At 69.0% G+C, this 6444-nt stretch carries 2 protein-coding genes and 2 pseudogenes; all 4 read right to left on the bottom strand.

Annotated features, from left to right (window positions below):
* A pseudogene (locus HUW62_RS45045) lies at nt 1-2041 on the bottom strand (RCC1 repeat-containing protein); the annotation flags it as partial.
* Between the two features lie 58 nt (nt 2042-2099).
* Nucleotides 2100-2387: a hypothetical protein gene (locus HUW62_RS49445; RefSeq protein WP_368670639.1), complete on the bottom strand. Its 288-nt coding sequence runs from the start codon at nt 2385-2387 to the stop codon at nt 2100-2102.
* An 82-nt stretch (nt 2388-2469) separates the two neighbouring features.
* Nucleotides 2470-2958: pseudogene (locus HUW62_RS50225) on the bottom strand (RCC1 domain-containing protein); the annotation flags it as partial.
* Between the two features lie 85 nt (nt 2959-3043).
* Complete coding sequence (locus tag HUW62_RS45035) at nt 3044-6328, bottom strand: RCC1 repeat-containing protein (RefSeq protein WP_255203999.1); 3285 nt, start codon at nt 6326-6328, stop codon at nt 3044-3046.
* Between the last annotated feature and the right edge of the window lie 116 nt (nt 6329-6444).

Raw genomic sequence — 6444 nt, 5'->3', positions numbered from 1 at the left:
CCACCTGCCCTCGTGCATTGTCCCCCCAGCCCCACACCGTGCCATCGGCCTTCCTCACCAGGACTGTCTCGGGGCCCACGGACAGCTCCACCACGCCCGTCAGCCCCGGCACCCGCGCCGGAGCCAGGCGCGCCGTGAAGGTGCCATCCCCCAACTGGCCCTTCGCATTGCTTCCCCAGGCCCACACGGTGCCGTCCGACTTCAACGCCAGCGAATGACAGACACCCGCGCCCACCGCCACCACGTCCGTCAGCCCCAGCACCTGCTCCGGAACCCATACCAGCCGGCCCAACTCCTCGATGTCCTCACACGTGTCCTGCCGGCCCCAGACCCACACGGTGCCGTCCGCCTTCAACGCCAGCGAGTGCTCCACGCCCGCCGACAGCGCCACGACACCGTCCAGGCCCTGCGCTCGGACAGGCGCCGTCCGGGACAGGAACGGGGGGTTTCCATCCCCGAGCTGTCCCAGCTCATTGTCTCCCCACGCCCAGACCGAGCCATCCGTGCTCAATGCCAGGGAATGAAAGGCCCCCACCGCCACGGCCTTCGCGGTGAGCGCGCCCACCTTGACCGGCCGGTTCCGGGTGACGTTCGTCCCGTCTCCCAGCGCGCCCCAACTGTTCGAGCCCCAGCTCCACACCGAGCCGTTCTCCTTGAGCGCCACCGAGTGGAAGGTCCCCGCCGCCACGGTCGCCACCTGCGTCAGTGTGGAGACCTGGACGGGCTGCCAGCGCGCCACGGCCGTCCCGTCTCCGAGCTGCGACTGGTCGTTCGAGCCCCAGGCCCACGCCGTGCCATCCGACTTGATGGCCAGGGAATGATGTCCTCCGGCGGAGACCTCCGCCCGCTCCAACAACCCCCGCGTCAACATGGGCGAGAGCTTCATCAGATAGGACCCATCCCCGCACTGCCCCTCGGTGTTCGCGCCCCAGGTCCACACCTCACCGGTGCCACTCACCGCCACCGAGTGCTGCCCCCCTCCCGCCGAGACGCCCCTCATCTCCGTGAGGCCCGGCACCTGGAACGGCGACAGCCTTTGCGTCTGCGTCCCATCCCCCAACTGCGCTCGCACGTTGCTGCCCCAGGCCCACACCGTCCCGTTCGACTTCAGCGCCACCGAGTGCTGGCCTCCGCCCACCACCGCCGCCACGCCCGCCAGCCCTGGCACCTGCGTGGGAACGAGGCGGGTCGTCGTGGTGCCCAGGCCGAGCTGTCCCTCGTCGTTCTTCCCCCAGCTCCACACCGTCCCGTCTTCCTTCAACACCACCGAGTGGGAGCCTCCGCCCGACATCGCCGTCACGCCCGACATCCCCTCCAGCGCGCCGGGCAGGGAGCGGCCCGTGACGGTGCCCGTGCCAAGCTGGCCGTCCACGTTGCCGCCCCACGTCCACAGCCGCCCCATCGCCGTGAGCGCCAGCGAGTGCACGTTGCCCGCGGCAATCTCCTTCACGCCCGTCAGTCCCTGTACCTGCACGGGTGACAGTCGTCGCACCATCGTCCCATCGCCCAGCTGTCCCGCGGCGTTGAGCCCCCAGGCCCAGACAGTGCCGTCCGCCTTCAACACCATGGAGTGGGAGAACCCGGCCGCGATGGACACCACGTTCGCCAGCCCCGGCACCTGCACCGGCACCGAGCGCGACGTGGTGCTCCCGTCTCCGAGCTGGCCATTGGTATTGGAACCCCAGGCCCACACCGTCCCGTCCGACTTCAGCGCCAGCGAATGCATCTCTCCGGCGCCAATGGCGCTGACGCTGAACAGCCGCCACACCCGGGCGGGCATCGGATTCGCGACGGTGGACCCCGTGCCGAGCTGCCCGAAGGTATTGCCACCCCAGGACCACACCGTCCCGTCAGACTTCAACACCAGGGTGTGGTGACGGCCCGCCAGCACCGTGCCCTGCCGCGAGGCGCCCTCCGCGGCGCGCGTTGAACTCAACCCGGCCTGCTCGAAGTCGCCCGGCTCCGCGCACCCCGCCAGCCACACCACGCACAAAAGCCACGACAGCGGGATTCCAGACACACGTCTCGCGACACGGCCCATGGCACACCCCTTTTCAGACAGCCCGACGACGACGAGGACTTCCACTCACAACGCCGCGCTACCAGACCCTCACGGGTGACACCCGGACAGGAGACAGGCCCGTCCCGAGCTGCCCCGAGCTGCTGTCACCCCAGGACCACACACCCCTGTCTCCTCGAATCGCATGCACGTGCGCGGTGCCCGCGGTGACGGACAGCGCGGCGAGGCCGGGGACATTCACGGGCAACAGCCGCTGCGTGACGGTGCTCCCATCCCCCACCTGGCCCAGGTGATTGCGCCCCCAGGACCAGACCGAGCCTCCCACCAGCACCGCGACACTGTAGTTGGCGCCCGCCGCCAGGGACACCGCGCCCGCTTGGCGTCTTCACCTTCACGGGCCACTCGTTGCTGAACCCCGCCTGGCCCGTGCCCGCCTCTCCGTAGGTATTGGTGCCCCAGGACCAGAGCGTTCCATCCGTGCGCAGGGCCAGCGCATGCGTCTCCCCGGCGGCGATGCCGACGACCGAGTTCATCTCCTCCACGGAGTCGCCGTAGTTCCGAGGCGTGGAGTTTCCGGTCCCCAGCTGTCCTTGCGAGTTGTTGCCCCACGAGAACGCCATTCCGTAGACATCCAGGGCCAACGAGTAGTTGTTGCCCGCGGAGATGGAGGACGCCTCGGCCACCCCCAAGACCTGCACTGGCATGGTGCGCGTGACGGCGGTGCCATCCCCCAACTGCCCCGACGCATTCGAGCCCCAGGCCCACACCGTCCCATCCAGGCGCAGCGCCAGCGTGTGATTCCTCCCCGCGAGCACCGTGCCCTGTCGGGCGCCCCCTTCCGCCGCGCGCGACGACGCGAGCTGGGCCGCACTGTCACTCACAACGCGCTCGGTGCATCCCACCCGCAACGCCGCGCACAACAACCCGCACCACGCCATGAGGCCAGACACACTTCTCCCACCGCATTGCATGAGTCCCCCTGCTCCAGACAACGAGTCTTGCAATTCCTGTCACGAGCCCCGACTACCAGACCTGACTGGGCGTCAAGCGATGGGCGGAGTTTCCAATCCCAAGCTGACCGTGGAAGTTGTTGCCCCAGCCCACGACCTGCCCCGTGGACTTTACCGCCAGCGAATGAGCCGCTCCGACCGTCACGGACGCAGCGAGGGAGAGACCCTCGACGCGCACGGGCAGCGAGCGCGAAACCCGGGTTCCATCTCCCAGCTGACCGAAGACGTTCGAGCCCCAAGCCCACACGGTGCCTCCACGGGCCACCGCCAGGACATGGGACTCCGCCGCGGCGACACCCAACACCTGCGCCATCACGGGAACCAGCACGGGAGCGGGACGCCGTATCGTCGTTCCATCCCCCAACTGGCCGACATGGTTGTATCCCCAGGACCACACGGTGCCATCCCCCTTCACCGCCACCATGAAGGCATGTCCCACCGCGACCGAGACGACGCCGTTCAGGCCCGGCACGACTCCGGGCGTGGAGCGCCACAGCTGGCTGCCATCCCCCAATTGGCCCTGGGCATTGTTCCCCCAGGTCCACACCGTCCCATTCCACATCAGCGCCACGGAATTGCTGGAGCCCGCGAAGATGGACACCACCCCGGTGAGGCCCGGGACCTGCGCTGGAGCCATCACCGGGTCTCGCGTGCCATTGCCCAACTGTCCCGAGCCATTGTCTCCCCAGCTCCACACCGTCCCATCGGCGCTCAGGGCCAGGGTGTGGGCCTCCCCCACCGCGATGGCCGTCACATCCCACAGGCCCAGCGCCTGGACGGGCTCCTGCCAGGGCATGTTCGTCCCGTCACCCAGCTGCCCCATCGCGTTGGAGCCCCACGTCCACACCGTGCCGTACTTCGACAGCGCGGCGCCATGAGCGCGCGCGGCCGCGACACTCACCGCCCGCTCCACCGTCGGCACCTGGACCGGCGAGGCGCGTGAGTACGGGGTTCCGTCACCCAGTTGAAGGTCTCGGTTGATGCCCGAGGCCCACGCGGTGCCCCCCGCGCCGATTCCCAGGGAGAAGGACTCTCCGGCCGACACCCGCGACGGGCCCGTGAACAGGGAGACCACGGGCTTCACGAAGGACGTCGGAATCCCATCGCCGACCTGTCCGTCTTCATTGAGTCCCCAACCCCACAGCGCGCCCTCCTCGCTCGAGGCCACCGCGTGGTAGGTGCCTGCCGCGAGGGAGTGGATGCCCTGCAGCCCGGGGATTCTCACGGGAAGGCTCCTCGAGATGAACGTACCATCCCCGAGCTGGCCCTCCGCGTTGTACCCCCAGGACCACACCGTCCCATCTGGAAGCATCGCGAGGGAGCTGCTTGAGCCCGCATCCAGTCCCACGACGGCCGCGAGCCCTTGCACCCGCACGGGAGAGTCCCGGTCGACCGTCGTCCCGTCGCCGAGTCCCCCGGATGCATTGTAGCCCCAAGCCCACGCACTCCCATCCGCGCGCAAGGCCAGTCCATGAAAGCCTCCAGCGGAGAGCGCCACCACGTCCGTCAGGGACAGCACTTGAACTGGCGTTGAACGCCTCAACCGCGTGCCATCGCCAAGCTGGCCATAGCCGTTGTACCCCCAGGACCAAAGGGTGCCATCCGCCTTCAGGGCGAACGAGAAGCCCTGTCCCGTGGCAATCGACACCACGCCCGTCGGGAGGAGCGTCTGAACGGGGACGAGCCGTGAATTGAAGGTACCATCCCCGAGCTGGCCGTCCGCGTTGGCGCCCCAGGCCCACACCGTTCCGTCTGTCTTCAAGGCCAGCGAGTGCACGCCACCCCCCGCGGTGGCCACCACGCCCGTCAGTCCTGACACTTGCACTGGGAGCACCCGGTCCGTCGTCGCGCCATCCCCCAGGCGCCCGTCACGGCCACTCCCCCACGCCCACACCGTCCCGTCCGCCTTCAAGGCCAGCGAATGGGCGTTGCCCGCGGACACGGACACGACATCCGTGAGCGCCGTCACGGGAACTGGCGTCCAGCGGTCCTCCCGGGAGCCGTCGCCCACCTGCCCCGAATCATTGTTTCCCCAGGCCCACACCGTTCCGTCTGACTTCAACGCCAGGGAATGAGCAGTGCCCGACGCAAGCTCGCTTCGCTCCTGCATGGCCGAGCTCCGTGTGGCCGTGAACTTCATCAGGACGGTGCCGTCTCCCACCTGGCCGTCCGTGTTCGAGCCCCAGGCCCAGACCTCTCCCGTCCCCTTCATCGCCGCCGAGTGCTGTCCACTTCCCGCCGTCACCCCGCGCGCGTCCGCAAGCCCTGTCACCCGCACCGGCGACAACCGCTGCGCGAGCGTGCCGTCCCCGAGCTGGGCCCGCTGGTTGTTCCCCCATGCCCAGACGGTGCCATCCACCTTGAGCGCCACCGAGTGCTGGCCCCCGCCCACCACCGCCTCCACGCCCAGCAGGCCCGGGATGAGAGCGGGCACGAGGCTCGGCGTCGTCGTCCCCAACCCGAGCTGGCCGAAGGTGTTCTGCCCCCACGTCCACACCGTCCCGTCATTCTTCAGCACCAGCGAGTGAGAGCCGCCTCCCGACAGGGCCAGCGCTCCGGTCAGCCCCATCACGACGCCAGGCACGGTGCGTCCCGCCGTGTCACCCGTGCCGAGTTGTCCGTCGAGATTGCCGCCCCACGTCCAGGCCGTCCCGTCCGCCCTGAGCGCCAGCGAGTGCACGTTGCCCGCGGCAATCGACACCACCTTGTCGAGCCCGAGGACCTGCACGGGCACCGTGCTCCGCGTCGTCGTCCCATCGCCCAACTGTCCCGCGCCGTTGTTGCCCCAGGCCCACACCGTGCCGTCCGACTTCAGCGCCAGCGAGTGGGAGAAACCCGCGGCGACCTTCACCACCTGGGTCAGCCCTGGGATTTGTGTGGGCACCGAGCGATGGACGAGCGTGCCGTCCCCAAGCTGGCCGCTGGTATTCGCGCCCCAGGCCCACACCGTGCCGTTCGCCTTCAGCGCCAGCGAATGCAAATCACCGGCGCCAATGGCGCTGATGTTGAACAAACCCCACGCCCTCACCGGCCGCGTGCGAGAGCGCTGGGTGCCATTGCCAAGCTGGCCCATGTTGTTGCTTCCCCACGCCCACACCGTCCCGTCCGAGCGCAAGGCCAACGTGTGATTGCGCCCCGCCATCAACAGCCCCTGACGGGAGAGCCCCTCCGCCGCGCGAGTGGAGGCCAGCGCCTCCTGGGACGACACGGCTCCTGGCTCGGCGCAGCCCGACAGCCACAGTGCTCCCAGCAGACAACCCCAGACAGCCACGGCGGCCCTACTGCTCACACGGTTCATGTCTTCCCCCCTCGGTGCGCCTCGAATGACCAGAGAATCACCAGACATGCATGCGAGACAAGCCTTTGCCCAGGACACCCTCGTCTCGTCCGCCCTCTCAGGTTGTGACTCCGAGC

Origin of the sequence: Myxococcus sp. AM011 (assembly GCF_013372595.1) — a bacterium.
GTDB lineage: Bacteria > Myxococcota > Myxococcia > Myxococcales > Myxococcaceae > Myxococcus > Myxococcus eversor.
This window is presented reverse-complemented; position numbering and strand designations above follow the sequence as displayed.